29 protein-coding genes are annotated in these 24915 nt (G+C 63.5%); 11 read left to right on the top strand and 18 right to left on the bottom strand.

Annotation, left to right across the window (positions count from 1 at the left end):
- On the bottom strand, window positions 1-728 hold a 728-nt coding region (locus tag A0U87_RS12580), incomplete at its 3' end, for a tyrosine-type recombinase/integrase (RefSeq protein ID WP_137405603.1).
- 322 nt (window positions 729-1050) lie between these two features.
- Between A0U87_RS12580 and A0U87_RS12585 the strand changes: the two genes are divergently transcribed.
- The 6 genes from A0U87_RS12585 to A0U87_RS12610 all read left to right on the top strand — a co-directional run bounded on the left by A0U87_RS12585 (window position 1051) and on the right by A0U87_RS12610 (window position 5098).
- A complete protein-coding gene (locus A0U87_RS12585; protein ID WP_137405604.1) occupies window positions 1051-1584 on the top strand; it encodes a hypothetical protein in 534 nt (177 codons plus the stop codon).
- Window positions 1581-1946, top strand: a complete 366-nt coding sequence (locus tag A0U87_RS12590) for a hypothetical protein (protein WP_137405605.1) — start codon at window positions 1581-1583, stop codon at window positions 1944-1946. Before A0U87_RS12585 ends, A0U87_RS12590 begins: the two co-directional genes overlap by 4 nt.
- A gap of 123 nt (window positions 1947-2069) precedes the next feature.
- The gene (locus A0U87_RS12595) at window positions 2070-2594 is read left to right on the top strand and encodes a hypothetical protein (RefSeq protein WP_206366602.1); all 525 of its coding nucleotides are present in this window, start codon (window positions 2070-2072) and stop codon (window positions 2592-2594) included.
- Window positions 2591-3187 (top strand): hypothetical protein, encoded by a 597-nt coding sequence (locus tag A0U87_RS12600; RefSeq protein ID WP_137405606.1) that lies wholly within the window; start codon window positions 2591-2593, stop codon window positions 3185-3187. The genes A0U87_RS12595 and A0U87_RS12600 overlap by 4 nt, the downstream gene beginning before the upstream one ends.
- Window positions 3175-3744: a hypothetical protein gene (locus A0U87_RS12605; RefSeq protein ID WP_170978395.1), complete on the top strand. Its 570-nt coding sequence runs from the start codon at window positions 3175-3177 to the stop codon at window positions 3742-3744. The genes A0U87_RS12600 and A0U87_RS12605 overlap by 13 nt, the downstream gene beginning before the upstream one ends.
- A 208-nt stretch (window positions 3745-3952) precedes the next feature.
- Window positions 3953-5098 carry a site-specific integrase gene (locus A0U87_RS12610; protein WP_107917513.1) on the top strand — a complete coding sequence of 382 codons (1146 nt, stop codon included), beginning with the start codon at window positions 3953-3955 and terminating at the stop codon, window positions 5096-5098.
- Window positions 5099-5591: 493 nt separating this feature from the next.
- Here the strand turns inward: A0U87_RS12610 and A0U87_RS12615 are convergent, their stop codons facing one another.
- Entirely contained in the window at window positions 5592-5804 is a 213-nt protein-coding gene (locus tag A0U87_RS12615) for a hypothetical protein (protein ID WP_048936326.1), read from the bottom strand.
- Here A0U87_RS12615 and A0U87_RS12620 point away from each other — a divergent pair, their 5' ends adjacent.
- Window positions 5805-5993 carry a hypothetical protein gene (locus tag A0U87_RS12620; protein WP_048936327.1) on the top strand — a complete coding sequence of 63 codons (189 nt, stop codon included), beginning with the start codon at window positions 5805-5807 and terminating at the stop codon, window positions 5991-5993. It begins immediately after the preceding gene.
- Between the two features lie 306 nt (window positions 5994-6299).
- Here A0U87_RS12620 and rlmJ read toward each other — a convergent pair whose 3' ends face one another.
- From rlmJ to A0U87_RS12690, 13 genes are all read right to left on the bottom strand, one after another.
- Entirely contained in the window at window positions 6300-7130 is an 831-nt protein-coding gene (rlmJ, locus tag A0U87_RS12630; protein ID WP_048936328.1) for a 23S rRNA (adenine(2030)-N(6))-methyltransferase RlmJ, read from the bottom strand.
- A 311-nt stretch (window positions 7131-7441) separates the two neighbouring features.
- Window positions 7442-8692 carry an FAD-dependent oxidoreductase gene (locus A0U87_RS12635; protein ID WP_048936329.1) on the bottom strand — a complete coding sequence of 417 codons (1251 nt, stop codon included), beginning with the start codon at window positions 8690-8692 and terminating at the stop codon, window positions 7442-7444.
- On the bottom strand, window positions 8692-9894 hold the full coding sequence (gene pcaF / locus A0U87_RS12640; RefSeq protein WP_048936330.1) for a 3-oxoadipyl-CoA thiolase: 1203 nt from the start codon (window positions 9892-9894) through the stop codon (window positions 8692-8694). The genes A0U87_RS12635 and pcaF overlap by 1 nt, the downstream gene beginning before the upstream one ends.
- 5 nt (window positions 9895-9899) lie before the next feature.
- The gene (gene pcaD, locus A0U87_RS12645) at window positions 9900-10670 is read right to left on the bottom strand and encodes a 3-oxoadipate enol-lactonase (RefSeq protein WP_048936331.1); all 771 of its coding nucleotides are present in this window, start codon (window positions 10668-10670) and stop codon (window positions 9900-9902) included.
- A 2-nt stretch (window positions 10671-10672) separates the two neighbouring features.
- A complete protein-coding gene (locus A0U87_RS12650; protein WP_048936332.1) occupies window positions 10673-10990 on the bottom strand; it encodes a 2Fe-2S iron-sulfur cluster-binding protein in 318 nt (105 codons plus the stop codon).
- A gap of 14 nt (window positions 10991-11004) precedes the next feature.
- Window positions 11005-11652: a 3-oxoacid CoA-transferase subunit B gene (locus A0U87_RS12655; RefSeq protein ID WP_048936333.1), complete on the bottom strand. Its 648-nt coding sequence runs from the start codon at window positions 11650-11652 to the stop codon at window positions 11005-11007.
- On the bottom strand, window positions 11652-12359 hold the full coding sequence (locus A0U87_RS12660) for a CoA transferase subunit A (protein WP_048936334.1): 708 nt from the start codon (window positions 12357-12359) through the stop codon (window positions 11652-11654). The genes A0U87_RS12655 and A0U87_RS12660 overlap by 1 nt, the downstream gene beginning before the upstream one ends.
- Window positions 12360-12372: 13 nt before the next feature.
- Window positions 12373-13158: a benzoate diol dehydrogenase BenD gene (benD, locus tag A0U87_RS12665; RefSeq protein WP_048936335.1), complete on the bottom strand. Its 786-nt coding sequence runs from the start codon at window positions 13156-13158 to the stop codon at window positions 12373-12375.
- Between the two features lie 11 nt (window positions 13159-13169).
- The gene (gene benB / locus A0U87_RS12670) at window positions 13170-13685 is read right to left on the bottom strand and encodes a benzoate 1,2-dioxygenase small subunit (RefSeq protein ID WP_048936336.1); all 516 of its coding nucleotides are present in this window, start codon (window positions 13683-13685) and stop codon (window positions 13170-13172) included.
- Window positions 13682-15031, bottom strand: a complete 1350-nt coding sequence (locus tag A0U87_RS12675) for a Rieske 2Fe-2S domain-containing protein (RefSeq protein WP_137405625.1) — start codon at window positions 15029-15031, stop codon at window positions 13682-13684. The genes benB and A0U87_RS12675 overlap by 4 nt, the downstream gene beginning before the upstream one ends.
- Window positions 15032-15057: 26 nt before the next feature.
- Complete coding sequence (locus tag A0U87_RS12680; protein ID WP_048936338.1) at window positions 15058-15984, bottom strand: dioxygenase; 927 nt, start codon at window positions 15982-15984, stop codon at window positions 15058-15060.
- A 38-nt stretch (window positions 15985-16022) separates the two neighbouring features.
- Window positions 16023-16313, bottom strand: a complete 291-nt coding sequence (catC, locus tag A0U87_RS12685; protein ID WP_037511893.1) for a muconolactone Delta-isomerase — start codon at window positions 16311-16313, stop codon at window positions 16023-16025.
- A 5-nt stretch (window positions 16314-16318) separates the two neighbouring features.
- A complete protein-coding gene (locus A0U87_RS12690) occupies window positions 16319-17476 on the bottom strand; it encodes a muconate/chloromuconate family cycloisomerase (RefSeq protein ID WP_048936339.1) in 1158 nt (385 codons plus the stop codon).
- 111 nt (window positions 17477-17587) lie between these two features.
- On the opposite strand from A0U87_RS12690, the gene A0U87_RS12695 reads away from it, so the two are divergent.
- From A0U87_RS12695 to A0U87_RS12710, 4 genes are all read left to right on the top strand, one after another.
- The gene (locus tag A0U87_RS12695; RefSeq protein WP_048936340.1) at window positions 17588-18511 is read left to right on the top strand and encodes a LysR family transcriptional regulator; all 924 of its coding nucleotides are present in this window, start codon (window positions 17588-17590) and stop codon (window positions 18509-18511) included.
- 125 nt (window positions 18512-18636) lie between these two features.
- Entirely contained in the window at window positions 18637-19965 is a 1329-nt protein-coding gene (locus A0U87_RS12700) for an aromatic acid/H+ symport family MFS transporter (RefSeq protein WP_048936341.1), read from the top strand.
- Between the two features lie 10 nt (window positions 19966-19975).
- Window positions 19976-21160 (top strand): benzoate/H(+) symporter BenE family transporter, encoded by a 1185-nt coding sequence (locus A0U87_RS12705; RefSeq protein WP_048936342.1) that lies wholly within the window; start codon window positions 19976-19978, stop codon window positions 21158-21160.
- A 30-nt stretch (window positions 21161-21190) separates the two neighbouring features.
- Window positions 21191-22639 (top strand): alginate export family protein, encoded by a 1449-nt coding sequence (locus A0U87_RS12710; protein WP_048936343.1) that lies wholly within the window; start codon window positions 21191-21193, stop codon window positions 22637-22639.
- A 67-nt stretch (window positions 22640-22706) separates the two neighbouring features.
- Here A0U87_RS12710 and A0U87_RS26205 read toward each other — a convergent pair whose 3' ends face one another.
- From A0U87_RS26205 to A0U87_RS12720, 3 genes are read right to left on the bottom strand one after another with little or no spacing between them, the layout of a single operon-like run.
- Window positions 22707-22862: a hypothetical protein gene (locus A0U87_RS26205; RefSeq protein ID WP_004210133.1), complete on the bottom strand. Its 156-nt coding sequence runs from the start codon at window positions 22860-22862 to the stop codon at window positions 22707-22709.
- 18 nt (window positions 22863-22880) lie between these two features.
- Window positions 22881-23591: a hypothetical protein gene (locus tag A0U87_RS12715; RefSeq protein WP_048936344.1), complete on the bottom strand. Its 711-nt coding sequence runs from the start codon at window positions 23589-23591 to the stop codon at window positions 22881-22883.
- 40 nt (window positions 23592-23631) lie between these two features.
- Window positions 23632-24843, bottom strand: coding sequence for a toxic anion resistance protein (locus tag A0U87_RS12720; protein WP_048936345.1), 1212 nt, complete (start codon window positions 24841-24843; stop codon window positions 23632-23634).
- Between the last annotated feature and the right edge of the window lie 72 nt (window positions 24844-24915).

Here is a 24915-nt window from a genome sequence, read left to right on the forward strand (position 1 = left end):
AACGAGTGGCGCAGTGTATGCGGGCTTACCCGCTTGTGGATCTCGGCGCGCTCGGCCGCTTCCTGCACGACGCGGTGCAACTGGCGAGCCGAGACCGGATCCGTGCCGCTGCGGCCGGGGAACAACCAGCCATGAGGTAGCATCACTCCGCGCCGCTTGCCTTCGCGCCACCATTGACGGAGCAAGTCCAGCAGGTGCGGTGAGAGCATGGCGTTGCGGTCCTTGCGTCCCTTGCCCTGCTCGACGCGGATCATCATCCGGGTGCTGTCGATGTCATCGACCTTGAGGTGGGCAACCTCCGAAACCCGCAGGCCGGCGCCATATGCCACACTGAGGGCCGCCTTGTACTTGATGCCTGGCGCAGCCTCGAGCAGCCGCGCTGTCTCCTCGATGCTCAAGATCACACGCAGCTTGGGCATGTAGCGAACAACGACGAGCCCCAGCGCCATCTCCGGGCGCTTCAGGGTGATCCCGAACAGGAACCGCAGTGCCGACACGGCTCCATTGATCGTGGCCAGCCCCACGGCGCGCTCGTGCTGGTCGACCTGATAACGCCGCAGGTCTTCCATTGTGGCCGTATCCGGCGGACGGCCCAGGAACGCGGCGAAGCTTCGGACATGCCGGATATAGTCCTTCTGCGTGTGCGCCCCGAAGCCACGCATCGTCATGTCCTGCAACATACGCTCACGCAGCGAATGGGTCGGGGCAGCGGTCGTGATAGTATCCATGGTAAGTTCCTCTCCGTTGAAGGAACTCCACCGTCGGCGGGCGACGCCGCCCCGCCGAAAGCCTCACAAATACTACGCTACGTCACCCCAAGCGACCCTCCCGCGGAGCGGGTTCGTGCTTTGGTCGGAAGCCGACTTCGCTGGAGCGTCAGCTATCCCCACAACTCAGCTCCGAACTGGACATTCCCCTACCGGCCAATTCGGGCCGTTGATATACGAAGGTTTGAAGAGCAGCAGGTGGCTGCAATTTCTAAAATGAAAATCTCATCCTCACCCTAACGGCCGCAGCCGCCGCAGGGCGAAGGGAAAGAACCCACCTCAAATGATCTATGTCAGTGAAGAAGACCGCAAGCGCGCCGCGTTTGCGAAGGAAGCCGCTCGCGCATTCGCCGGGCTGGTCGGCTGGACGCTTGTGCCTTTCACATCGATAATGCCGCCCGTGCTGGCGGAGTTCGAATATGTCGAACGCGCCAACATCGTGATGGCGCATTGGCACAAGAAGGTCTCGCTTACCGGCCTCATCAAAGCCGTTGCCGAGTGCCGAACTGATCTTCTCCTGGTCGAGCCGAGCCAGGTCTCAGGGAAGCAGGCCGGCAACTATATCACGCTCTTGCTGTGCCGCGATGGCGTGGTCCAGATCGTCACGGGCCTCTGGCTGTGGCTTCAGGAGCCTGGCGGACCGATCCACTTGGTCACAAATCCGGAGAGCGGCGACGAGATGAGCGCCTTCGTGGTCGATCAGAGCGGCATTCGTCCGCTGCCAACTCTGCCTTGGTCAACCGCAGAAGCAGAACGGCTCGGTTTCTGGATCGCCAGGCGCCATTGGGAACTGACCATCGGAGGACATTACCCATGAACGCGAACGACAATCTCCGATGGCTGGACAACCTGCCAGTTGGCTGGGCGCAACTCTACCACGACCTGCTGTCTGATCTGGCGGCGAACGGCATCGCGGCCTGCGTGGGCGAGGCGAAGGAAAAATTCGGATCGCTCCGGGTTCATCTCGAGCCCAGGGTTCCTGAAGCACAACCCTATATCGCCGCAGCCGAAGAGCGGTCCAAGGTTACCTGCCAAAAATGCGGCGATCCGGGTGAAATGCTGATGCGTAATCGCATCGTTGCCACCCTCTGTCCGGTCCATGGCCACGGCTTTTCCAAGCCAGCCAGGCCGCCGGTGGTCACGGTTTACATGAAGTCAGGGGACATCTCGGACGAGTAGGCGCCGCTGCCGCGGCGAAGGCTAAGTTAGAAGCAGCTCAGGCAGCTGAGCAAAATGGAATGAAAAAAGGGAAGGCGCGGCACCGCTCGGCTGCCGCGCGCTCTAAACGCGAAAGTCTAACAAATGCAGAATAATGTTACGCCGCGCTCCTTCGGGAGCGCGAACGGCTTGCCGTGGATCAAAGCCGCAACCCATCGCGCCATCATGATGCTGGCGGCGGATATTGGCGGGCCGATCGACTTCAGCCCGGAACGGCGCTTCCCGGACACGCAGCATGCCGTGCTACTGGAAGGCGCCAATCTCCTGATCGTCGGGACCCGGACCGGGCCGAACATCGGGCTAAATGACGTCAGCGCGGTCGCCCGGCAGCATGGTATGGATTTGCTGCTCGCGCGCTTCTCTGGTCCAGTCGTGAAATACGACATTTACCGGTGCAAAGACGACCAGTGGTTCACCGGCTATCAACGGGCATGGTTCGAGGGCAGCTTTTGGTTCTGTCCACCCGATGAAGTCGATCAGCCATTCATCCTGGCACACCGGCGCGGCCTGCAATTCTCCTCCCATGCGCCTTTCCCCGACGCCCGGCGTTTCGAGGCCGGCCTCTCGCTGGCGGGGCTGACCAGCACGCAGTGGCAGGAGGCCGCATGAGCAAAGCCAAATCGAAGCCTGCCACGGCCGACCAACCGGGGTTCCTGTCCTTCTTTCCGCTGGATCCTGCCAAGGACGGCAGCTTCAAATATATCCGCTACTTTTACAAGCAGGATGAACATCGTGCCGGAATAGCCGACATGGTTATGGCGAAGCTGACGCCCGCCGGGCACCAGGCATCGCGTCATGATCTGCTGCTGCCTGATGCCGCCAGTGGTGAATATATGGACCTCAGCTATCTGCTGCAGCGCTATGATGCGATGCTGCCTGCGGCTGAGCGGAACGGCTACGCCCAGTTTACCCTGACACTGCCATCAGATCAGCCACCGCATGTGGGATGGGAGCAGGTGCGAGCGTGGGTTCGGAGCTATTTTGTGCGTCAGGAGCAGCTCGCCGCACTGATGGTTCTCCATCTGCCCTATCTGGCGGGGTCATCAAATGCCGCTCACATTCATATCCTGCTCCCGGGGCGCCGGCTTTCGATGAATGGGTTTACCGGCCAAGCCCGCGACGTCTGCTGTGACAGTGGCTGCCATGATGCATGGAACGCCTGGCTCAGCTTTCAGAAGGAAGGCGGCTCATGCGTAAAGTGACGATGATCGATCTGCTCCATGGCTGGCGCTATGGCTTTCCCAAGCCCCTCACTCTTGGTGAGGGGCAGAGCTTGCAGGATTGGTTGATCGAAAATGGATACCCTCAGGCCGAGATCAACGTCTTCGGGATCGTCCATCTGCCTTGCCGATACTGGACGCGGGAAATTGAAGAGCCGCCGCCCTATGAGTTGAATGCGCACGACATAGGTGAGAGGAGAAAGCTCATCCTGGCCCGCCGTCATGTCGCCGCGCTTCGGGCTAATCCGGATCTCATCATTGAGGCGCAGGCGGAGAATAATCGGCAGCTGGCAAGCCATCGTGCGACCATCGGGAATAGGGCATGGCGTTTTCTATTGAGGCGATCCATCGACGAGATCATCGCCTACATGCTTCAGAAGTCTCCGACCGGGGCGATGCTGCGTTCCACCAGTCCATTCTCGATGATCCTGCCGCCCGAGCCAGAGGCCGAGCGGCCGAGGATGTGGCGTCAGGCCAAGGCTGAACTCAATATCGAGATAGCTGTTCTCTCTGGCTTGAGCGCCGACGCCGGACATTAAGAACGGTCTGCCTGCCTAAACATGGACGCTTGTCCATGCCATGGTACGATCCATGGCACACAACTAAAATTGTGAGAGAAATTCTAGTGTTTACAGTATTTTATGATCTTAGTTCGGCGGCCTCCCTCTCCGCCACGACTTTCCTAAGTGATTGTCGTTACTCAACTTTCTGAAATGGCGTCGCTTTTCACCGTCCAGGTGCTACAAAATGCGGTTGATGACGCATGTTCGGAGGTCGAGTGATGGCGGATTCGAAGTCCGCATCGTGGTCCCCGCTGACCTTCGATCCACGATCGGTAAAACGAACCTGACCCGACGCCTCGGGCGGCTTTCGAAATCGGGCGCCAATCGTCTGGCCGCGCCGGTCATCCAGCAGTTTCATGATCTCATCGAGAGAGCGAAAGCGGGGCCGCTCGACGATCCATCTCCTGCGCCTGTTTCCGTCGCAACCTTGGCCCCACCTTCGAAGCCTTCTCCCCGGCAGGCTTCCTCGCCGAAGCTGATGGCAATCTTTGACGGGTATCTGCGCGAACGGCAGTCGTCGCCTGCGACGATCAAACGGTGGCGTCCGGTGATCACCCATCTCGTCGATCATCTCGGGCATGACGAGCCGCGCAGCATCAGCGCCGATGACATCATTGGCTGGAAGGAAGCGCTGGCCCGTCAGAGCGCGAGTGGGCGGACGATCCGCGAAGTCTACCTAGCTGCCGCCAAGGTGGTGTTCGCATGGGGCGTCGAGAATCGGAAGCTGGACGCTAACCCCGCCGCTGGCGTCTCCGTGCGGGTGCCAAAGCGGCACCGCCCGCGTGGGCCGAGCTTCACCTCAGCCGAGGCGCGCACGATCCCGTCGGCATCGCTCTCAAGGGATCAGAGCAAGATCAGCCGTGAGCAAGCTTTGGCTCGACGGTGGATACCATGGATGTGCGCTTACAGCGGCGCGCGCGTCGGCGAGATTGCGCAGATGCGAGGCCGGGGCATCATTGAGGTGGAGGGCATCTGGGCGATGCGGATCACGCCGGAGGCCGGTTCGACCAAGAGCGGGCAAGCGCGGATTGTGCCGCTTCACCCACATCTGGTTGAGCAGGGATTGCTGAGGGGAGCGGAACAAGCTGGCGACGGACCGATCTTCTATGACCCTGCGCGTGGTCGAGGCGGGTCTGCTGGCAACGCCCATTACAAAAAGGTAGGCGAGCGCTTGGCTATGTGGGTGTGCGACCTCGGCGTTGATGATACCCACGTTCAGCCAAACCATGGGTGGCGACATTTGTTCAAGACGATAGCTCGTCGTGCTGGGATCGATCCGGAAGCGTGCGTGATTGCCAAATCGAGGATAGTATTGTCGATGAGAATGTGAAGTGGTGGGTGACCATCCATCTGCTGTCGTGTATTATAGATCGCACGGTCGAGCTGAAATTGAGCAAGTTGGTGGTAAAACCGAAACCTAAGTGTCTATGGTAGACTCCGTAGTCGGGCAAAAATTCTGAAAATTTTTCCCCTTCAGATGGCAATTATGCTTATATGTAATATAATACAGAGCTTTCGATGGATATTTCCTACGAGAATTGACCGTTTTGTAGCCACGGACGGTGAAAGGCGACACTATTTCATAAAGTTTAGTAAAGGCAATCACTTAGGAAAATCGTGGCGGAGAGGGATGGAAGCCGTTCTTCGCGTCAAACATGCTGATATTGCGTGTTTTTTCGAGGGTTGAACGTAGCAGGCTGTAGCGTTGAAGTGGAGCAGTAGTTCGACTTCTGCAACGGGATTCGAACCGTTCTCCACCGATCGTCCCTGCCGTGATCGCGCGGGATATCATCACGCCGGAGGATCGAGCGTCATGATGGAGATCAAGGCGATGCGAGGCAGGTGGAGCGGGTGGCGGGGGTCCGTCGGGTGGTTCTGGAGGGCTGCGGTGAACCAGCGTCCTCGGCCATCATTTCCTCGCCATCGTCCCCGGCGTCGCTATCGATATGTTCGATGATCCCGGCGACGCTCTCCCCCTGATCATGGGCAGCAGCATGGGTGGCCGACGTTGCCTTCGGCTTCGAACGTGATGCCATATGCTGATCTCCATGATGTCGCTGACGGTCGCCCAGAGCATGGGCGGTGATGGTCGGCGGATGACGATGTGGCCTGACGATGTCGGGTCGACGATCGGGCGAGATGATCCCGGCCTGATGCTGGTAACGACCGTCGGCGGTGAAGACGGGGGTCCGGAGGATGCCGATCAGTCAGCCAGTGCCGGATAGACCGATGCCCGACCGATCCCCATGGTCTTGGCGATCGCGGCAGCACCCATGCCGGCTCCATTAGCGGAATGCGGAGCGGATGAGGTGTCGGAATGCTCAACCAAGCGCGGTTGTGCGCTGCACAATTCCGGGAAGGGATGGGCTGTTGGAGGCGCATCATCTCTGCCGCCTCCTTATGCCTGCGGGCTGCGGCTTTGGCGATATGATCGGCGAACTTCGTGTTGAAGCGATCAGCCCGATCCAGTCTGCCTGCAATCTGGAGCGCGGCAATGCTCGCTCTGGAGGAAGAGTGGGCTTGGGCTTATCCTAGTCGCTCAACCAATCGGCGAGAATCTCGCCCCGATGCCCTTCGGGGGCCAACGCCGTGCGAAAGGCCTCCAACATGGGCGGTAATGCCTGCGTGAAAGCGTAGGGCGGATTGACGATGAAAAGGCCCGCACCGTTATAGATGCCGGGTTGCTCGCTATCATATAGCCAATGCTCCACGCACAGAAATTTCGGGATGCCGAGCTTGCGCAACTGCGCCTTCCACCGCGCATGCGTGGCGTAGTCTTTCAGCGGAAACCAGATTACCGTCACGCCATGCGCCCATTTACGCTGCGCGGCGGCGAGGGTGGCGGTGATGCGGGCGCGTTCGTCCGTCTGCTCATAGGGCGGGTCGACCACCACCACGCCGCGCGCGGTGCGGGGCGGCACCATGGCCAGCCACAATTCGTAGGCGTCGCGTTCATGCACGGCAGCGCTGGTCCCGCGCATCACGCCGCGCAGGGTGTAAGCGTCTTCCGGGTGCTTCTCGTTGAGGATCAGGACATCCTGCGGGCGCAAAAGCTGTGCCAGAAACCGCGGCGAGCCGGGGTAAAGCTGCGGCTCGTCCCCCACATTCACCGCCCGCACGGCGGCGCGATAGTCGTCCAGCAAGGGGTTTTGGTCGGCAAAGGCCCGCAGCACGCCCTGCGTCGCCTCGCCGGTGCGTTGAGCGGCATCGCCGCCAAGGTCGTACAGGCCGCAACCGGCATGGGTGTCGATCAGCGTGAGCGCGCCCGGCTTGTGCTGCAAGGCCCGTATCAGGGCGATCAACAGGCTGTGCTTGACCACATCGGCGCTGTTGCCCGCATGGAAGGAATGGCGATAATTCATTGTGTTTCAGATCCTGACGGCCTGCCTTTAGACGAGCTGCCGGACCTTCTGCAAAGCGAAGTTGTGGCCGGGCCGATATTATCGGGCGCACAAACCGAATGCGAGGTGATTGAAGCAACCAATCCGGTGCCCGCATAGGGGCGAGCGGAGACCTGCAACTGGCTTCGGAACCAGGTCAGGCTCGCCCTATGTCGTGGATTGATAAGGGCGTGGCCACAGCCGCATCGGGTGCCGTGGCCACGCCCTTGGCATGGTCATGATCGGCCCGTGAGCGACCGCCGCCGCCATGGGAGCACGGCGATCGCCTGCACTTAGTCGACGGCAGCCGGTGTCGCGCGGACGGTGTCCTTGAGCGCGACACTGCTATCCGAAAGCCGGTCGATATCGATCTGCACGTCATTCTCGACCAGCTTGCGGCCCTGCACATAGTCCTTCACGCTGTTCACGCAGTCGAGCGCGATGACCTTGCCGTCCCTGAGATAGACGATCGAGAAGGCGCCGTCGGCGGGCGTGCCGCGCATCACTGTCTGGTCGAAACCCGCGTTGATCCCGGCGGTCTGGAGCTTGAGATCATATTGGTTCGACCAGAACCAGGGGAAGGCGCGATAGGGCCGTTCGTCGCCGCAGATCGCCTTCGCCACGCAGGTCGCCATGTCATTGGCATTCTGGACGGATTCCACCCGCATCACCTGCCCGCCGGCAAAGTCGCAGGCAAAGGCGGCGCAGTCGCCGATGGCATAGATGTCGGGCAGCGAGGTGCGGCACCCGGCATCGACATCGACGCCATTGCCGCCCTTGGCCCCGGCACGGATCAGCGGCTCGACCGCCGGGATGATGCCAATGCCCACGATCACCGCCTGCGCGGGAATGCGCTCGCCATCCGCCAGCCGCACCGCCGTCACCTGACCGTCCGCCCCCTCCAGGCAATCGACCCTGGCATCCAGGCGCAGGTCGACGCCATGGTCGCGATGGACCTGTTGGTAGAAGGCGGACAATTCTTCGCCCGCCACCCGCGCCAGCACCCTGGGTAGCGCTTCCAGCAAAGTGACCTTGAGGCTCATCTTGCTCAGCACTGCGGCCGCCTCAAGCCCGATATAGCCGCCGCCAATGACCACGATCTCGCGCTTGCCGGCATCGATTTCCGCCATCAGCGCGTCGCAGTCGGCGCGGGTCCGCACCGCATGCACGCCGGCCAGATCCGCGCCAGCGCAGGTCAGCCGGCGCGGATCGCCGCCGGTCGCCCAAATAAGCTTGCCATAGCCAAGGCTGCGTCCGTCGGAGAGCGTCAGTTGCTTGCCCGCCGGATCGACCGCCGTCACTTCGGTGCCGAGCAGGAAGTTTACATCCTTTTCCGCCCAAAAGGCCGGCGGACGGATCAGCAGCCGCTCGAACGCCTTTTCACGCGCGAAATAATCCTTGGACAGCGGCGGCCGTTCATAGGGATATTCCGGCTCGCGGCCGACCACCATGATGGTCCCGGCAAAGCCGTTCTGGCGCAGCGCGATCGCGCATTGCGCCCCGCCATGGCCGGCCCCGACGATGACGATATCTGCGCGGTCCATCACACCCGCTCCAGCAGCACGGCGAGGCCCTGGCCGACGCCGATGCACATGAAGGCCAGCGCATGGCGCCCGCCGGTCCGATGCAGTTCCTCGACCGCCGACAGCGCAATGCGCGCGCCCGACATGCCGAGCGGATGGCCGAGCGCGATCGCCCCGCCATTGGGATTGACGCGCGGGTCGAACGGATCGACGGCCAAGTCGCGCAGCGTCGCGATCGCCTGGCTGGCAAAGGCTTCATTAAGTTCGATCACATCCAGTTGATCGACAGTCATGCCGTTGCGGGCGAGCAGCTTGCGCGCCGCCTCGATGGGGCCGGCGCCCATGATGCGGGGCGCGATGCCGGCCGCTGCCATGCCGATCACCCGAGCACGCGGCGTCAGGCCGTGCGTCACCGCAGCCGCTTCCGACGCGACCAGCATCGCCGCCGCACCGTCATTCAGGCCCGACGCATTGCCCGCCGTCACCGTGCCGTCAGCCTTCACCACCGGCTTCAGCTTGGCCAGCGCCTCAAGGCTGGTGGCGCGCAGATGCTCGTCCGCCTCGAACAGCAGGGGATCGCCCTTCTTCTGCGGGATCGCAACGGGCACGATCTCGGCAGCGAAGCGCCCGCTCGCCTGCGCACGCGCGGCCTTTTCCTGGCTGGCGAGGGCAAAGCGATCCTGCTCCTCGCGGCTGACGTCCCATTGCTCAGCGACATTCTCGCCGGTCTTGGGCATGGTATCGACGCCATAGGCGGCCTGCATCGCCGGGTTGATGAAGCGCCAGCCGAGCGTCGTGTCCTCGATCTTCTGATCGCGACCAAAGGCGCTACCAGCCTTGCCCAGCACATAGGGGGCACGGGTCATGCTTTCTGCACCACCGGCGATCATGAAGTCGGCATCGCCACTGCGAATCGCTTGCGCCACCATGCCGAGCGCATTGAGGCCCGAACTGCAAAGCCGATTGACGGTCACGCCCGGCACACCCTCACCCATACCCGCCAGCAGCACCGCCATGCGCGCGACGTTGCGATTATCCTCGCCCGCCTGGTTGGCGCAGCCCAGGACCACATCGTCCAGCGCCGACCAGTCGGCCTTTCCGTTGCGCGCCATCAGCGCCTTGAGCGGCAGCGCCGCCAGATCGTCGGCGCGAATGGTCGCGAGCGATCCGTTGAGCTTGCCGATCGGGGTGCGGACGGCATCGCAGATGAAGGCCTGTGCCATATGTCTCAGCTTTCCAGGAAAGAGGTGATAGCACCCGCCAGCGCTTCGGGCGCTTCGAGCGGGGCAAGATGCGCGGCTTCCAGCGCCACATGCGCCGCGCCGGGGATGCGGGCAATCAGATGCTCGCCATGCCCCTCAAAGGGCGTCGACGTGTCGCGCGTGCCGGTGATGACCAGGGTCGGACAGGCAATGCCCCCGATCCGGTCGATCAAATCCATGTCCCGGATCGCCGCGCCGCAGCCGGCATAGCCCTGCGCATCCATCGCCAGCAACTGACGGCGCACCGCTTCATAGAGGGCCGGTTCGGCAGCGTCGGACAGGAAACGCCCCATGGCAAGATCGGCGATCGCCGCCATCCCTTCCCCCCGCACCTTGGCGATGCGGTCATTCCAGGAGGCACTGTCCATCGTCGCGGAGGTGCAGATGGGCATCAGCTTTTCTATCCGCCCCGGCGCGCGCAGCGCCAGTTCCATGCCGATCATGCCGCCCTGCGACACGCCCGCGACGCAGAAACGATCCAACCCGGCCGCATCGGCCACCGCCAGCACATCATCCGCCAGCATGGCCAGCGAATAGTCGCCCGGTTCGGCGATCGATGCACCATGGCCGCGTGCGTCCATCCGCAGCAGCGCAAAGTGATCGCGCAAATGCGGCAGCACGCCGTCCCACAAATCCATGTCAGTGCCGATGCTGTTCAGCAGTAGCAGTGCGGGGGCGTCATCCCGTCCATCGCGCTTCCAATAGAGACTGGCGCCGACACGCTGGGTGAAGGCCATGTTCAATCCTCCGGCGCGATGGCGACGCGCAGCCCGTCGAGGGCTGCCGTCATCATGATCTGGCAGGACAGGCGCGACCGATCCCCGCGATGGTCGGAGGAATCGAGCAGATCATCCTCGTCGCCGCTGGCCGCGCCGACCGCATCACTCCATGCATCATCCACGAAGACATGGCAGGTGGCACAGGAGCAGCAGCCGCCACACAAAGCGAGCAGTTCATCAAAGCCATTGTCGCGAATGGCCTCCATCACGGACACGCCTTCACGGGCATCGATGCTCGTTTCGTCCCCCGCATGGTTGACGACGATCAGATTGGGCACGGTAAATTCCAGTCTTATGCGTTTTCGAGGATCGCCAGCGGCGCGCCGGTCTTCTCGACGACTTCGGCTTCGGTGACGCCCGGCGCCAGTTCGACAAGGGTGAGGCCGCCCTTCGCCCGATCGACGGCAATCACGGCGAGGTCGGTGATGATGAGGTCGACCACCGCCTTGCCGGTGAGCGGCAGCGAGCAGGTCGGTAGGATCTTGGGGCTACCATTTTTCGACACATGGTCCATCACCACGACCACGCGCTTCACGCCCGCGACCAGGTCCATCGCCCCGCCCATGCCCTTCACCATCTTGCCGGGGATGGTCCAGTTGGCGAGATCGCCATTGGCGGCCACTTCCATCGCGCCCAGCACCGCCATGTCGATATGGCCACCCCGGATCATCGCAAAACTGTCCGCCGAGGAGAAAAAGCTGCTGGTCGGCAGCGCGGTGATCGTCTGCTTGCCGGCGTTGATGAGGTCAGGGTCCGCCTCGCCCGCAAACGGGAAGGGGCCGATGCCGAGCATCCCATTCTCGCTTTGCAGCGTGACATTGACGCCTTCGGGCACATGGTTCGCCACCAGGGTCGGGATACCGATGCCGAGGTTCACATAATAGCCGTCGCGCAGTTCCTTCGCGGCGCGCGCCGCCATCTCGTCGCGGGTCCAGCCCATTATGCACTCTCCCTTTCGCGGACGGTCAGCTTCTCGATCCGCTTCTCGTTGATGGTGGAAAGGACGATGCGGTCGACATAGATCCCCGGCGTATGGATGCAGTCGGGGTCGAAGCTGCCCTCAGGCACGATTTCCTCGACCTCCACCACTGTCACCTTGCCGGCGGTCGCCATATTCGGGTTGAAGTTGCGCGCGGTCTTGCGGAACATCAGGTTCCCGGCCGGGTCGGCCCGCCACGCCTTGATGATCGACAGATCAGCGCGCAGCCAGGTTTCGCGGACATAATCCTCGCCCTCGAAATTCTCGACCGGCTTGCCCTCGGCTACCACCGTGCCGACGCCGGTCTTGGTATAGAAGGCCGGGATGCCCGCGCCACCGGCGCGGATACGCTCGGCCAGCGTGCCCTGCGGGTTCAGCTCCAGCTCCAGTTCGCCGGAGAGATACTGGCTTTCGAACAGCTTGTTCTCGCCCACATAGGACGAGATCATCTTGCGGACCTGCCGGCTTTCCAGCAGCATCCACAGGCCAAAGCCGTCGGCGCCGGCATTGTTGGAAATAACGGTCAGATCCTTCACGCCGCTCGCGCGGATTTCCGGGATCAGGCTTTCGGGGTTGCCCGACAGGCCGAAGCCGCCCGACATGATCGTCATCCCGTCGAACAACAGGCCATCAAGGGCCTGCGCCGGGCTGTCATAGATTTTCTGCATGTCTTCAGTCCCTTCAGCCGATATCGCCGCCCGCAACGGGCAGGACCGATCCGGTCACATAGCTGGCCTCGTCGGAGGCGAGGAAAAGGATGGGGGCGATCTGCTCGTCCAGCGTGCCGTAGCGCTTCATGAAGGCCGACGATGTCACCTGTTCCACCGCCTCGGCCATCCAGGCCTGTTCTTGGCGGTTGTCGCCCTCGGCATTGCGCGGCACGCGGCGCGGCGGCGCGCTGGTGCCGCCCGGCGCGGTCGCGACGACACGGATGCCCGCCTCCGCATATTCCATCGCCAGTGCCTGGGTCAGGCCATTGATCCCGCCCTTCGCCGCCGAATAGGGCACGCGGCGGATGCCGCGCGTGGCATTGGACGACAGGTTGACGATCGTCCCCGCGCCCTGCTCCAGCATCGCGGGCAGAACCGCATGGCAGCAATAGAGAGTCGGCATCAGCGAGCGGCGGATTTCCGCGTCGATCTGATCCGGCTCGAACTGCGCATAGGGCCGCATGCGGATTGCGCCGCCGACATTGTTGATGAGGATATCGATGCGCCCGAACGCCGCGATCGCCGCCGCCATCGCCTGCGCCGCGCCTGCATAGGTTTCAAGGTCGCAGGTGACCGAAATCGCCTTGCCACCGGCCGCGACGATCGCCTGCTCGACATCGGTCACGAAGTCCGCCCGGTCGACCAGCACGAGGCTGGCGCCCTCGGCCGCGGCACGGGTGGCGACGCCGGCACCGATACCCTGCGCCGCGCCGGTCACGACCATCACCTTGCCGGCGAAGCGTCCCTGGAAGATCATCGCCTGGCCCCTCAGATATGATAGACGTCGATGACCTGATGAATATAGTCGTCCTTGAGGACGATTTTCTTCTTCAGGATCTTCGGCGCCGCGCCGCTGATGTCCAGCGTGACGAAGCTGGTTCCGAAAAACTGCTGCGTCTTCTGGTAGCGATGGCTCATCGTGTGCCAGTTGTAGCGCAGGTCGATCGCATCGCTCCGCGTATCGATCACCTCGATATTCGCCAGGAAGTGCGAGGTGCGCGCCTCCGGCGTGCTCGCCGACGACCGTTCGGTCTTCAAGCGATAGACGCGATCCTCCAGCCCCTTGCGGTTGCCATAATAGATGAGCGAGATTTCGCTGTGCGGATCAGTGGTCAGCGCATCATCATCGGTCCAGGCCGGCATCCAATATTCGCACTGTTCCGAATAGCATTCGAGCCATGCGTCCAGTTCGCGATCGTCGAGCAGCCGTGCCTCGCGATAGAGAAAGGCGCAGATATCCTGATAGGAGAGCGCCGCGCGCTCCGTGTCGAGAACCAGTGTCATTCTGCGGCCTCCATCATCGGCGTGACGGCTTCGCGAGCCATGCCGTCGAGCATGATCTGCGCCCAGAATTCATGCTGGCGCACGAACAGCCCTTCATCCTCGCTGCGCTCGCTCGACAGCAGCGGGTTCATGCCCATGGCGGTCGCATTGCTGTCCGGCCCGGCGATCCAGCGGGTCGCACCACGGCTCAAGTCATTCCACAATTCACCCGCGCCTTCATAGGCCGACTGGCAGCTGCGGAATTCCTCCAGATCGTCGGGCGTGCCCATGCCGGTGACGTTGAAGAAGTCTTCGTACTGGCGGATGCGATGCGCCCGGTCTTCCGCGCTTTCGCCCTTGGGGGCGTAGCAATAGATGGTGACTTCGGTCGTATGCACGTCGATCGGGCGGACGACGCGGATCTGGGTCGAAAACTGATCCATCAGGAAGACATTGGGATAGAGCGCCAGATTGCGCGTCTGCTCCAGGATGAAGCGGGCCTTGCCCTCGCCCAGTCGCTCGACCAGTTGGTCCTTATAGTTCCAGACCGGCCGGACCTCGGGGTTCAGCACCTGGGTCCAGAGCAGGATATGACCATGCTCGAAGCCATAGACGCCGCTTGCCGGTGCCTTCGACCAGCCATTGGCGTCGACCGCCTTGGTCCCGCCCTCGGCGCGGCGGCCCATGGTCGACTGGTAATTTTCATGGACCGAGCTGACATGATAGCCGTCGCAGCCATTTTCCATCTGCATCTTCCAGTTGCCATGGAAGGTGTAGGTGGAATTGCCGGTCAGCACTTCCAGACCCTCGGGCGCCTGGTCGACCATCTGGTCGATGATGACCTTGGCCTCGCCCAAATGATCCTCCAGCGGCAGGACATCATGATTGAGCGACCCGAAGATGAAGCCGCGATAGCTTTCGACCCGCACCTTGGTCAGGTCGTGCGACCCTTCATGGTCGAAACCGTCGGGATAGGCGCCGGTGCTGGCATCCTTGGCGCGCAGCAGTTTGCCGTCGGTCTTGAAGCTCCATCCGTGGAAGGGGCAGACGAAGAGCGGCTGGTTGCCACGCTTGCGGCGGCACAGCTTGGCGCCGCGATGAGCGCAGGCATTGACCACGCAATTGAGGCCGCCATCCTTGGCCCGCGTCAGGATCACCGGCGTATGGCCGATCCAGGTGGTGAAGTAATCGTTCTTCTTCCCGACCTGGCTCTCATGGGCCAGATAGACCCAGTTGCTCTCGAAGATATATTTCATCTCCAGATCGAACAGTTCCGGGTCGGTGAAGACGTCGCGGCGGCAGCGGAAGATGCCGGTTTCCGGATCGTCCACGACCGCGGTTTCAACACGGTCGCGCAGGAAAGCCATGGGGCTGGTCATGATCCTCTCTCCTCTCAGGCCGGCTCTGTGACCGGTTCGTCGGCATCCACCACCAGGCGCTTGCGGGTCGAGAAGGCCTCGTCGCCCTCATCGTCCGCGCGCTGCAGATGGAAATCGAAGGCGATATGCGCGCTGTCGCCCTGCCGGTTGGGCACCGGCAGCAGCCCTTCACGGGTGCCGAAGGCGAAATCGTCGGCAGCGAACGGATCATCGCCAAAATTGATCTGCGTGGTCAGGCGGCGATAGCCCGGCGCCTCGATGAAGAAATGCACATGGGCGGGGCGATTGCCGTGCCGGCCGAGCGCTTTCATCAGCGTGTCGGACGCGCCGCCCGGCGGCACCGAATAGCCGTTCGGCATCTTCGACGAGAAGGCATAGGTGCCATCGGCCGCGATCTTGAGGCGACGGCGATTGTTGAACGGCGTCTGTTCATGGGTCGGGTCGAAATGCGAATAGAAGCCGTGCGAGTCCGCATGCCAGACATGGACCAACCCGTCCGTCACCGCCTCGCCATCGGGGCCGATGATGCGGCCGGTCATGTAGAGCGTGTCGGTATCGTCGGCATCGTCGGTCAGATAGGCGCCGCTCTCGACGATCGGCGCGCCCTCGACATAGAGCGGCCCTTCGATCGTGCGCGGGGTGCCGCCCGACTTGCCGGCCTCGGCATCCTTGGCATCCATGTAGAGATCGATGAAATGCTCCAGGCCGACGCCCGGCATCAGCAGGCCCAGTTCGCCCGCGCCCGCCGCGCCCTGCATGAAGTTGACGGCATTCCACACCTCATCCTCGCTGACATCATAGCGGGCGATGACGATCATGCAGGATTGGATCAGGTCGCGAACGATGCCCTTCATGCGGGCGTTGCCACCGTCGCAATCCAGACCCGCGACACGGTCGAGCAGGTTCTGGATTTCCGGTGTTTCTACGAAGCTGGTACCCATATTTTTCTCTCCTAAGCTTTGCGGTCTGTGTCGGACGATCAGCGATCATCCTCATGGATCGAGGACGGATGGCGGCAGAGCGGCGTGATCTTCATCGTCATGAAGGGGTAGAGCGGCAGCGCCATCAGCGTGTCGTGCAAGGCTGCGTTGCTCTCCACATCGAAGATCGAGACGTTGGAATAGAGGCCGACCTTGCGCCAGATATGGCGCCAGGTGCCGGCCGCCTGCAGCGTCTGGAAATAGGCCTTTTCCGCCGCCTTGATCCGGGCGGCTTCCGCCGCATCGAAATCCAGCGGGATGTTGACGTCCATTTCGACCATGAACAGCATGGGTTTCAGGCTCCTGCGGTAACAGCGTGAAGGATCGGCGACGTGCGATCGCGCCGGAAGAAGGCGAGCTTGTCTTCGTCAAAGGCGATGCCCAGGCCCGGCCCGGTCGGCACGGCGAGCGAGAAGTCGGCATAGCCGAGCGGATCGCGCAAAATATCCTCGGTCTGGAGCAACGGACCGAACAATTCGGTGCCCCAGGCGAGGTCCGGCAGGGTGGCGAAGACATGGGCCGACGCGACCGTGCCGACACCGCCCTCCAGCATCGTGCCGCCATAAAGGCCGATGCCGGCCGCCGCGCCGATCGCGGCGACGTCGGCCGCGGCGAACAGGCCGCCCGACTGGGCAATCTTGAGCGCGAAGACGCTGGCGGCATGGGCCGAAGCGATCCGCATCGCGCTGCGCGGACCATTCAATGCCTCGTCCGCCATCAGCGGCACTGGCTGGTTCTTCGACAGGCGCGCCATCGCGGCGATCGCGTCGCCAGCGATCGGCTGTTCGACCAGGTCGCAGCCGACATCATGCAGCATGGCCATCCCGATCTTGGCCTGCGCCTCCGACCAGTTCTGGTTGACGTCGACGCGCACGCTGGCGCGGTCGCCCAGCGCCTTGCAGATGGCGCCGACATGGGCGACATCGTCGCGCACTTCGCGCTTGCCGATCTTCAGCTTGAAGATGCGATGGCGCCGGCGGTCGAGCATCTCCTCGCCCTCGGCAATGTCGCGCGCGGTATCGCCGCTGGCCAGCGTCCAGGCCACGGGCAGGCTGTCGCGCACCCGGCCACCGCCGATCAGTTCGGACACGGCGATGCCCAGCCGCTTGCCGGCCATGTCGAGCAGCGCGGTTTCGACCGCGCATTTGGCGAAATGATTGCCGCGCACGCAGCGGGCGACCTTGGCCATGGTGGCGCCGACCTGCGCCAGGTCGCAGGTTTCCAGAACCGGGACGATATAGGTGTCGATCGCCGACTTGATGCTTTCGGGGCTTTCCTCGCCATAGCTGAGGCCGCCGATCGTGGTGCCTTCGCCAACCCCCTCGATACCGTCGGCATCGGTCAGGCGGACGATCACCATCGATTGGGCGTGCATGGTCGCCATCGCCAGAACATGCGGGCGGATCGTCGGCACATCGACGATGAAGGTATCGGCGTGGCTCAATCCAGCCATTGCGGCGACTCTCCCAAATGCTTACGTTTCATGGGATAGCTATGCCTCGTCCGCGCCGGTTTCAAAGATCAATGCGGTCAAGGGACCATACTCTGGAGGTATAAGTCAGTGATGGACCTGCGCCTCTTGCGCTATTTCGTGGCGGTGGCCGACGAAGGCAATTTCAACCGCGCCGCCGACCGGCTGCATATTGCCCAGCCGCCTTTGTCGCGTGCGATCCAGCAGTTGGAGGCGCATGTCGGCGCGCCATTGCTCGACCGCGCCAGCCGCCCGCTGCGGCTGACCGATGTCGGGCGCCTGCTCCATGCCCAGGCGCTGCAGTTGCTGGCGCGGATGGAGGATGTCGAGACAATGGTGAAGACCGCCGCCGCCAGCCAGCGCCGCCGGCTGGTGATCGGCTTCGTCGCCTCGACCATCTATGCCCGCCTGCCCGAACTGATCCGCGAATTTCGCAAGGTCGCCGACAATGTCGAGCTGGTCATGGTGGAAAGCACCACGCTGGAACAGATTGCAGCATTGAAGGACGGACGCATCGATGTCGGCTTCGGCCGCATCCGGTTCGAGGATCCTGCCGTCCGTCGTATCATCCTGCGCAACGAGAAGATGGTCGCCGCCTTCCCGATGGACCACCCGCTGGCCCGCGGCGAAGGACCGATCTCGATCCGCGACCTGGCCGAAGAACCGCAGATCATCTATCCGCGCGCGCCACGCCCCAGCTATGCCGACCAGGTCATATCACTGTTCCGCGACCATGCGATCGAACCGCGCATCGTCCATGAGGCGCGCGAACTGCAGATCGCCATCGGCCTGGTCGCGGCGCAGGAGGGGATGGCGATCGTCCCCGAATCGGTCCATCGCGCCCGCAGCCACGATGTCGCCTTTCGCGACCTGATCGAGCCGGCCACCTCTCCCATCATCATGAGCCACCGCCCCGGCGACCGTTCGCCCGAACTGGCGCTGATGGCGTCGGTGATCGCGCGCCAATATGCGCAATGGGGCTATGAGGTGCCAGCCGCCCTGACCGAGGAGCTTTGAAGCCACCGAAGCGCCCGCCATACCCGTAGCCTATTTCAACGGGACTTAATTGGTATTTGGCGCTGCCCTGCATGTCCTTCACTTTCCCGGCAAATCATACCCATCAATAAGGGAGAGGAATCGATATGCAGGGTATCGATATAAATCGTCACATCGACGAAGCCAGATTCGGAAACCTACATCTCAAGATCATCATTGCTTGTGCCATCCTGCTTATAGTCGATGGCTATGACGTCTTCATTTACGGAGTCGTCCTTCCACAGTTGATGGATCAATGGGGACTTAGCGCCCCACAGGCCGGGTCGCTCGCCAGCTGGGCCTTGTTCGGCATGATGTCCGGCGCCCTCTTCTTCGGTCCTCTGGGTGACCGAATCGGCCGCAAGACCTGCATCACCATCTGCTTCGCACTGTTCAGCGCCGCCACCTTCGTCAACGGCTTCGCCACGACGCCGACCATGTTCGGCGCGCTGCGCTTTCTCGCCGGCCTCGGCTGTGGCGGGCTGATGCCCAATGCGGTGGCGCTGACCAATGAATATGCGCCCAAGCGGATGCGCAGCACGCTCGTCGCGCTGATGTTCAGCGGCTATGCCGTGGGCGGCATGGCGGCTGCGGGCCTCGGCATCTGGCTGCTGCCGCTATTCGGCTGGCAGGCGATGTTCTTCGCCGCCGCCGTGCCGCTCGTCTTCCTGCCGCTCGTCCTGCGCGGCCTGCCGGAATCGGCCGGCTTCCTGGTCCGTCAGGGGCGCCAGGAACAGGCCCGCGCCATCCTTCAGCGGCTGTCGCCTGGCCAGCGCCTCGACGGCCCGCTGATCCAGCCGCAGGGCGCTGCCGCCAAGACCAGCATCGCCGCCCTTTTCCAGCACAATCGCACGCTCGGCACGCTGTCGATGTGGCTCTGCTTCTTCTGCTGCCTGCTCATGGTCTATGCGCTCGGCTCCTGGCTGCCGCAGCTGATGCGCAGTGCCGGATACAGTCTGGGTTCCAGCCTGTCCTTCCTGCTGGCGCTCAATTTCGGCGGCATGTTCGGCGCGATCGCGGGCGGACGCCTCGCCGACCGGTTCGGCCTGCCCCAGGTGGTCATCGCCTATTTCTTGCTCGGCGCGATCTGCATCAGCCTGCTCGGCCTCAACGGGCCGATGCCGATCCTCTATCTGCTGATCTTCGTTGCCGGCGCCGGCACCACCGGCACGCAGATATTGCTCTATGCCAGCGTCGCCGACTTCTATGACCTCTCGGTCCGCTCGACTGGACTTGGTTGGGCATCGGGCATGGGCCGGGTCGGCGCGATCGTCGGGCCGATGCTGGGCGGCGTGCTGCTTGCGGCGCAACTGCCGATGACGCTCAATTTCGTCGCCTTCGCCATTCCGGGCCTCGTCTCGGTGCTGGCCACCCTGGTCTTCATGCTGAGCCGTCGCCAGCAGGTTGCCCGAGAAAACTACGCCCTGGCGGTGTGATCGGACCATCATGACTGCAAGCCAGACGGGCTGGATCCCGGCGATCATCGCCGGGATCATCGCCACCACCATATCCTATGCCGGCCCGCTGGTGATCATCTTCCAGGCGGCACAGGGCCTTGAACCCGCCCTCGTTGCCTCCTGGATCTGGGCGATCTCGATCGGCAGCGGCCTGTTGGGCATATTGCTAAGCTGGCGCTGGCGCGTGCCGATCGTCATCGCCTGGTCAGCGCCGGGATCGGCGCTGCTGGTGACGATGCTGCCGCAGACTGATTTCGCGACCGCGATCGGCGCCTATATCGTCGCCAATCTCGCGGTCCTGCTGGTCGGCCTGTCGGGCGCCTTCGACCGGCTGATGCAGCGGCTGCCCGCCGCGATCACCGCCGCGATGCTAGCCGGCATCCTTTTTCGTTTCGTTATCGATATGATTGGCGCCGTGCCGTCCGCGCCGCTGATGCTGATCGCGATGATCGCCGCCTTCTTCGCCGGTCGCGTGCTGGCGCCGCGCTATGCCGTGGTCGCGGTGCTGATAACCGGCGTCGCCATCACCGCGCTCAGCGGCGGCCTGTCCGGATCGATCGGCACGCCGCACCTCACCATGCCGGTCTGGACGACGCCGCGCTTCGACTGGGCCGCGACCGCCAGCATCGCGGTGCCGCTGGCCGTGGTCGCGCTGACCGGCCAGTTCCTGCCCGGCATCGCCGTGCTGCGCGCCGCCGGTTACGACCAGCCCGCCGCCCGGCCGATCGTCTCGACCAGCGCCATCGCCTCGATCGCGCTCGCGCCGTTCGGCTGCCACGGCCTCAATCTCGCCGCCTTCACCGCCGCCATCTGCCTTGGCCCAGACGCCCATCCCGATCCCGCCCGCCGCTACATGGCCGGCATCGCGGGCGGCGTCACCTATCTCGTCTTCGGCGCCTTTGCCGCCACCGTGCTCGCGCTGTTCGCCACCCTGCCCAAGACGCTGATCGCCGCGCTGGCGGGCCTCGCCTTGTTTCCGGTCGTCGCCAATTCGCTCAGCACCGCACTGCGCGCCGAGCAGGGACGCGACGCCGCCCTTGTCACTTTCGCCGTCAGCGCATCGGGCATGACGCTGGCCGGACTCGGCTCCGCCTTCTGGGGCCTGATCTTCGGCCTCGCCGTCCACCTGCTCCAGAGCCTCGTCGCAAAACGGCCCGACCAGGCCACCGCATAACCAGAAAAACCCATATACCGGAGAGTATGCATGTTCGATCTTCTGGCGCCCGTCCTGGCCGCCTCCGCAGCACAAGCCGCCCCCGCCCCGCCGCCCGCTCCTGTCGACGTCGCGCAGAAGGAGGCGGCGCCGGCCGAAGCCCAACTGCCGCCATCACAGACCAGCGAGCGGCCCAAGGCACCCAAGCCCGCCTTCCGCCCGATCAACCATGACGAGGATTATTCCGGCTTCCGCGATGTGCGCGACGCCAATCTGTGGACCCGCCTCAAATATCTGCCGATCGTCGGCAACACCTATGCCACGCTCGGCGGTGAACTGCGGCTGCGCCCCGAACTGCGGTTGGGCGAACGCTGGGGCCGCGGCCCCCAGGATGATGACGGCAATTTCCAGCAGCGCAGCCGTATCTGGGGTGACCTCCAGGTCGAAGGGCTTTTCCGCGCCTTCGTCGATCTCGAACATGCGACCAGCACCGGCCTCGATTCCGTCGTTGCGCCGATCGAGGAAGGCCGGCTCGACTTCAACCAGGCCTTCATCGAAGCGCATGTACCGATCGGCAAAGCGAAAATCACCGCGCGCCTCGGCCGACAGGAAATCGGTATCGGCAACCAGACCGTGTTCGACATGCGCGAAGGCGCCAATACCCGCCGCTCGCTCGACCTGCTGCGCGTCATGGCGACCCAGGGACCATGGGATGGCGGCTTCCTCACCGGTCATGCCGTGCTGGAGAAGCTCGGCACATTCGATGACGAAACCAATCATGATTACGACCTGACCGGCTTTCATGCCGGCCGCAGCTTCGGCGCCGGCGCCCGCACCGGTCGCGCCGAGGCGCTGTTCGTCTCTTCCGACCGCGCCAGCCTCGCCTTCGACAGCGAAGCCGCCGCCCGCGACCAGCGCCGCACCCTGTCGCTGCGCTATGCCGGCAAGCGCGACGCCTGGAGCATCGATGTCGAGGGCATCCGCCAATGGGGCTCGTTCGGCGATCTCGACATCGACGCCTATTATGTCACCGGCACCGCCGCCTATGGCTGGCAGGGCGGATGGAAGCCCAAGCTGGCCCTGCGCGTCGATGTCGGCTCGGGCGACAAGAACCCCAATGACGGCAAGATCGGCACCTATGCGCCGCTCTTCCCCAAGCCGCTCACCTATAATGGCGACCTTGGCCCGCATAATCTGACGATCATCCAGCCGCAGCTGTCGATCCAGCCGACGGCGAAGCTGAAGCTCGATTTTTCGGCGGCGGGCCTGTGGCGCACCTCCACCAAAGATGGCGTCTATTCGCTCGGTGGCCAGGTGCTTCGGCGCGGCGACGAAAGCGACAGCCGCTTCTTCGGCAAGCGCGCGACAGCGGCCGGCCAATATGCGCTCAACCCGTTCATGACGCTGGGCTTCTACACCATCTATGGCGACGTCTCGGAAAAGTTCAAACCCGGCCGCGACCTCTATTATGCCGCCACCTACCTGACCTTCCGCTTCTAGATCAGGCAGTGTGGATGTGCCGGAGGCAGGCGGGATCGCCGGTCTCCTCCGGCACAGGCAGCGGCTGTCAGCCCCGCCGTCGCCAGCGCCGGAACAGCGATAGCCCCAGCACCCCGCCGCCCACCACGGCCGCGATCGCGCCGCCAGCCGAGGCCAGCGCCCAGGCCCCGGCGGCCAGCAGGCCCGTCAGGAAATCGACGATGATGAGGGTGAGGTGGATCATGCAGGAAGGAAGACGGCGCTAGGCGCCAAGTTCCTTCGCCTCCTGATATTTCAGCTCCAGAAAACGATTCTGCGTCGCCAGCTTGTCGAGATCGCCGCTCGCCAGTTGCTCGCTCATCCGGCCGATCTCGGCGTCGATCACCGACAGGCCCTCGATCAGCTGCTTTTCGGGCACGCGGCCATTACGTTCCTCGCGGCGCAGTGGCGCGGGGATCGACTGATAGCCGGTGACCAGTTCGGGCAGATGATCGGCCAGCAGCTTGCGAATCTCGTGCGCGGCGGGATCCTGCTCGCCCAGTCGTTCGAGCTGCGGCGCCAGCGTCTCCAGCTTGACGCCGATGCTGTCGACCAGGCTGACCGCGGGCGCGGGCAAGGCCTTGCGCTGATTTTCCAGCCAGATTTCGGTCTTGAGCGGCAGGGCGGTCAGCGCCGTGTCCGCCAGCTTGTCAGGACTGACCGCGCGCTCGCCCGGCAGCAGCGCGAAGAACAGCGTGGTAACCAGCAGCAGGCCCAGCACGATCATCACGCCACTGGTGCCCAGCGGCATGAACCAGCCCGCGACCATGGCCGCGATGATGATCGCGAAGGCGGTGCCGGCGATCCGGCCCAGCCGCCGCATGATCGATGCGTTGCGCCGTTCGCGCGCGCGGCTGGTCAGGCTCTTGCCGCGCTCGCTATGGCGGCGCAGCACCGCCTCGGCATCGGCCAGCACGCGGTCGGACCGGCTCATGCCATCAACTCCGGGAAAAGGGGCAGGGTGGGGCGCATCCTTATCCCTCGATCGCGCTCAGCAGCGGGTTTTCCGCCCGCGCTTCCTTGGCGGCCTGGGCCTGGCCTTCGGACCGGGCGATATAGCCCTTAGACTTTTCCACCTCGCTCGACAGCACGGTGACCGTCGTCTTCATGTTTTCGAGCGCCTTGAGCTTGAACGTGTCGATATTGTCCATCGTGTCGTAGATATTCTGGAAGGCGCGCTGCAGCGTCTCGATCGGGATCGTGCTGCTGGCGGCCTGCTCGTGAATCTGCGCGGTCTGGCTCTTGAGCAGTTCGCCGGTCGAATCGATGATATTGGCGGTCGTGGTGTTGAGCGCGGTGATCTGTTCCAGCACCAGCCGCTGGCCGACCAGCGCCTGTGCCACAGTCACGGCGGTGCGCAGCGCGGCGACGGTGGTGGTGCTGGCGCGGTCCACGCCCTTCACCAGCTCGACATTATTCTTCTTCACCAGGTCCAGCGCCAGATAGCCCTGCACCGTGACCGCCATCTGGGTCAGCAGATCCTGGGTGCGCTGGCGGATGTAGAAGAGCGCGCTCTCGCGGATCGCCTTCGCCTTGGTCGGATCGGTCGAATCCAGCTCCAGCGCCTTGGACTCGAGGCGCGCGTCCATGGTCTTGCTGATGTGGATCATCTGTTCCAGCTTGCCCATGGTCTGCCACATATTCTGGCGTTCCACGTCGATCGCGGCATTGTCCTTGATCAGCACGTCCTTGCCGCTGGCAAGGCTGCCCAGGATCGAGTTGATATGCGTCTGGCTCGACTTGTAGCTGTCGAAATAGTCGCGCATCTTGTTGCCGAACGGGATGATGCCGAACAGCTTCTTGGGCGCGGTCAGGCTGCCGCGCTTGCCGGGGTCCAGATCCTCGACCGTACGGCGCAGTTCGGCCAGATCGGCCCCGACCTTGTTGTCGCTGTCCATCGCGCGCACCGGCCGATCGAGGAAGCGGTTGCTGTGCCCGGCGGCCTCGGCGATTTCCTTGCGGCCCATATTGGTCAACTGGTCGACGCGCTGGCCGAAGGCGGGCGAATTGGCATCCTGCGCCACCAGATCGTCGATGAAGGCATCGACCTTCTCGTCCAGCTTGGATCGCTTTTCCTCGTCGATCGGCACCAGCCCCGCCGCCTTTTCGGGCGCGACCACCGGCACCGGATCGGGCGGCGTGAGGTTCAGCGTATCAGCGGTCGCGGTCGGCGCGGTCGAAGCCATGTCATCTCCCAGGGGCCAGATCGGCCTGACTGTCATATGTGCATAAAACAGTAAGGCCGCAAGTCTCTCTGC

Source organism: Sphingobium sp. MP9-4, assembly GCF_005281675.1.
In the GTDB taxonomy this organism is placed as follows: domain Bacteria; phylum Pseudomonadota; class Alphaproteobacteria; order Sphingomonadales; family Sphingomonadaceae; genus Sphingobium; species Sphingobium yanoikuyae.

What these genes read in the sequence shown, in the direction of transcription:
- A0U87_RS12585 (WP_137405604.1), top strand. Translation starts at nt 1,051, where the DNA reads ATGATCTATGTCAGTGAAGAAGACCGCAAGCGCGCCGCGTTTGCGAAG.
- A0U87_RS12590 (WP_137405605.1), top strand. Translation starts at nt 1,581, where the DNA reads ATGAACGCGAACGACAATCTCCGATGGCTGGACAACCTGCCAGTTGGC.
- A0U87_RS12595 (WP_206366602.1), top strand. Translation starts at nt 2,070, where the DNA reads ATGCAGAATAATGTTACGCCGCGCTCCTTCGGGAGCGCGAACGGCTTG.
- A0U87_RS12600 (WP_137405606.1), top strand. Translation starts at nt 2,591, where the DNA reads ATGAGCAAAGCCAAATCGAAGCCTGCCACGGCCGACCAACCGGGGTTC.
- A0U87_RS12605 (WP_170978395.1), top strand. Translation starts at nt 3,175, where the DNA reads ATGCGTAAAGTGACGATGATCGATCTGCTCCATGGCTGGCGCTATGGC.
- A0U87_RS12610 (WP_107917513.1), top strand. Translation starts at nt 3,953, where the DNA reads ATGCGGTTGATGACGCATGTTCGGAGGTCGAGTGATGGCGGATTCGAA.
- A0U87_RS12615 (WP_048936326.1), bottom strand. Translation starts at nt 5,804, where the DNA reads ATGGCATCACGTTCGAAGCCGAAGGCAACGTCGGCCACCCATGCTGCT.
- A0U87_RS12620 (WP_048936327.1), top strand. Translation starts at nt 5,805, where the DNA reads ATGCTGATCTCCATGATGTCGCTGACGGTCGCCCAGAGCATGGGCGGT.
- rlmJ (WP_048936328.1), bottom strand. Translation starts at nt 7,130, where the DNA reads ATGAATTATCGCCATTCCTTCCATGCGGGCAACAGCGCCGATGTGGTC.
- A0U87_RS12635 (WP_048936329.1), bottom strand. Translation starts at nt 8,692, where the DNA reads ATGGACCGCGCAGATATCGTCATCGTCGGGGCCGGCCATGGCGGGGCG.
- pcaF (WP_048936330.1), bottom strand. Translation starts at nt 9,894, where the DNA reads ATGGCACAGGCCTTCATCTGCGATGCCGTCCGCACCCCGATCGGCAAG.
- pcaD (WP_048936331.1), bottom strand. Translation starts at nt 10,670, where the DNA reads ATGGCCTTCACCCAGCGTGTCGGCGCCAGTCTCTATTGGAAGCGCGAT.
- A0U87_RS12655 (WP_048936333.1), bottom strand. Translation starts at nt 11,652, where the DNA reads ATGGGCTGGACCCGCGACGAGATGGCGGCGCGCGCCGCGAAGGAACTG.
- A0U87_RS12660 (WP_048936334.1), bottom strand. Translation starts at nt 12,359, where the DNA reads ATGCAGAAAATCTATGACAGCCCGGCGCAGGCCCTTGATGGCCTGTTG.
- benD (WP_048936335.1), bottom strand. Translation starts at nt 13,158, where the DNA reads ATGATCTTCCAGGGACGCTTCGCCGGCAAGGTGATGGTCGTGACCGGC.
- benB (WP_048936336.1), bottom strand. Translation starts at nt 13,685, where the DNA reads ATGACACTGGTTCTCGACACGGAGCGCGCGGCGCTCTCCTATCAGGAT.
- A0U87_RS12675 (WP_137405625.1), bottom strand. Translation starts at nt 15,031, where the DNA reads ATGGCTTTCCTGCGCGACCGTGTTGAAACCGCGGTCGTGGACGATCCG.
- A0U87_RS12680 (WP_048936338.1), bottom strand. Translation starts at nt 15,984, where the DNA reads ATGGGTACCAGCTTCGTAGAAACACCGGAAATCCAGAACCTGCTCGAC.
- catC (WP_037511893.1), bottom strand. Translation starts at nt 16,313, where the DNA reads ATGCTGTTCATGGTCGAAATGGACGTCAACATCCCGCTGGATTTCGAT.
- A0U87_RS12690 (WP_048936339.1), bottom strand. Translation starts at nt 17,476, where the DNA reads ATGGCTGGATTGAGCCACGCCGATACCTTCATCGTCGATGTGCCGACG.
- A0U87_RS12695 (WP_048936340.1), top strand. Translation starts at nt 17,588, where the DNA reads ATGGACCTGCGCCTCTTGCGCTATTTCGTGGCGGTGGCCGACGAAGGC.
- A0U87_RS12700 (WP_048936341.1), top strand. Translation starts at nt 18,637, where the DNA reads ATGCAGGGTATCGATATAAATCGTCACATCGACGAAGCCAGATTCGGA.
- A0U87_RS12705 (WP_048936342.1), top strand. Translation starts at nt 19,976, where the DNA reads ATGACTGCAAGCCAGACGGGCTGGATCCCGGCGATCATCGCCGGGATC.
- A0U87_RS12710 (WP_048936343.1), top strand. Translation starts at nt 21,191, where the DNA reads ATGTTCGATCTTCTGGCGCCCGTCCTGGCCGCCTCCGCAGCACAAGCC.
- A0U87_RS26205 (WP_004210133.1), bottom strand. Translation starts at nt 22,862, where the DNA reads ATGATCCACCTCACCCTCATCATCGTCGATTTCCTGACGGGCCTGCTG.
- A0U87_RS12715 (WP_048936344.1), bottom strand. Translation starts at nt 23,591, where the DNA reads ATGAGCCGGTCCGACCGCGTGCTGGCCGATGCCGAGGCGGTGCTGCGC.
- A0U87_RS12720 (WP_048936345.1), bottom strand. Translation starts at nt 24,843, where the DNA reads ATGGCTTCGACCGCGCCGACCGCGACCGCTGATACGCTGAACCTCACG.